The sequence below is a fragment of the Bacillus sp. S4 genome (assembly GCF_040838205.1).
Taxonomy (GTDB): Bacteria; Bacillota; Bacilli; order Bacillales; family Bacillaceae_G; genus Bacillus_A; species Bacillus_A cereus_U.
This window is the reverse complement of sequence record NZ_JBFPJI010000485.1, coordinates 1-1,737: the sequence shown is the minus strand read 5'-3', so window position 1 is coordinate 1,737 and position 1,737 is coordinate 1. Positions and strand designations below refer to the sequence as shown.

Here is a 1,737-nt window from a genome sequence, read left to right as displayed (position 1 = left end):
ATATAATATCACCCTCTTTTTTGTGTGAGCATTTCACTACGCATTTTTCGTAAGTAAATATATAATAGAATGTACATTAAGATTGAGAGGTATATTCTATGATCAAATTAAGTGTATTAGACCAATCACCTATTTCAGATGGTAGCACAGCAGTTGAAGCTTTTTCACATACAGTTACGCTTGCACAAGAAGTTGAAAAACTAGGATTCACACGTTTTTGGGTATCCGAGCACCATAATTCAGTTAGCTTAGCTGGTTCAAGTCCAGAAATACTCATTTCACATATTGCCGCGAAAACTGATCGTATTAGAGTTGGTTCTGGTGGTGTTATGCTGCCACATTATAGTCCATATAAAGTTGCCGAGAATTTCCGCGTTCTAGAAGCACTTTATCCAAACCGCATCGACCTTGGTGTCGGGAGAGCACCTGGTGGTATGCCGATAGCAACTCGCGCACTTCAAGAAGGTAAAATGGTCTCACTTGATCAATATCCAGAACAAATTGCAAATGTTGCTATGTACTTACATGATCAAGTACCAGAAAATCATCATTATGCAAACTTAAAGGCTACTCCAGTTATCACAACATCTCCTGAAATGTGGATGCTCGGTTCTAGCGGAGAAAGTGCAATGATTGCCGCAAAGCAAGGCGCTTCTTTTGCATTTGCACAATTCATTAACGGATACGGTGGCCCTGAAGTAATGAGGGCTTATCAAGAACAATTCCAACCTTCCTATTTAGGTGATAAACCAAAATCAATCGTATCTATTTTTGTTATTTGCGGAGAAACAAATGAAGAAGCGGAGAAGATAGCATCAAGCCTTGATTTATCGATTTTACTATTAGAACAAGGAAAACGGACTACTGGTACTCCTTCTATCGAAACTGCTCAAAATTATGCGTATAGTGCTTATGATCTATTCCGCATAAAAGAAAATCGTCAACGTATGATCGTCGGTGATCCGTCTTCTGTGAAAGAAAAAATATTAAACTTAAGCAAAGAGTATAATACTGACGAATTTATGATTGTCACGATTACTCATCAATTTGAACATAAATTAAACTCTTATCGCCTATTGGCAGACGCTTTTAATTTATAATAACGAAAGGGAGATGCATCACATATGATGCATCTCCCTTTCTTACTACCAATCAATTGTTTTTGCTTCCTATATATTCAATAGCTTCTTTTAATAACTCCTCAAAATTATGAGGATAATCATGATTTAAGTTAGGCACAACTTTATACTTATGTTCTATATTTTTATCCTTTAATAACTTTACAAATTGCTGTGTACATTCGAAACAATCTTCATCTTGATCCCCACATATTATATATCCTTTTATGCTTTTATCATGTAATATTCCAATCATTTCTTCCCATTCTTCCATTTCCGGGAGCCACGGTGCCACAAAAATAAAACCGTTCACTTCTATTTCACCTTGTAACATGGAATGTAACGCTACTCTTGCCCCAGCAGAAAAGCCACCAATAATAATATTTTCAAATGTATTATTCAATATAATCTTATTGTAATGTCCTTTTAACTCTTCTCTTCCTCTTTCGACATTATCCCAAACATATCCATCTGAAAATTGAATTTGGGAAGATTGAGGCAACGCTAGCATAAAACCTTGTTCCATTACAGAGTTCCAATATGGTTCTATTATTTGTATATTTTCTTGATCCCCATGCAGTGTTATTAGTAGATTTTCATTTTGTTTGCTGTATTTATA

Annotated in this window: 2 protein-coding genes; one reads left to right on the top strand and one right to left on the bottom strand. The window is 35.5% G+C overall.

The genetic code is table 11. From position 1 onward, the window contains the following. Positions 1-98: 98 nt before the first annotated feature. Positions 99-1,100: an LLM class flavin-dependent oxidoreductase gene (locus AB3X48_RS21880; RefSeq protein ID WP_016104604.1), complete on the top strand. Its 1,002-nt coding sequence runs from the start codon at positions 99-101 to the stop codon at positions 1,098-1,100. Between the two features lie 52 nt (positions 1,101-1,152). Here the strand turns inward: AB3X48_RS21880 and AB3X48_RS21875 are convergent. Continuing rightward, a partial coding sequence (locus AB3X48_RS21875) for an alpha/beta hydrolase (RefSeq protein WP_367959942.1) occupies positions 1,153-1,737 on the bottom strand: 585 nt, incomplete at its 5' end.

Coding starts and splice junctions, on each gene's coding strand:
- AB3X48_RS21880 (WP_016104604.1), top strand. CDS start 99: ATGATCAAATTAAGTGTATTAGACCAATCACCTATTTCAGATGGTAGC.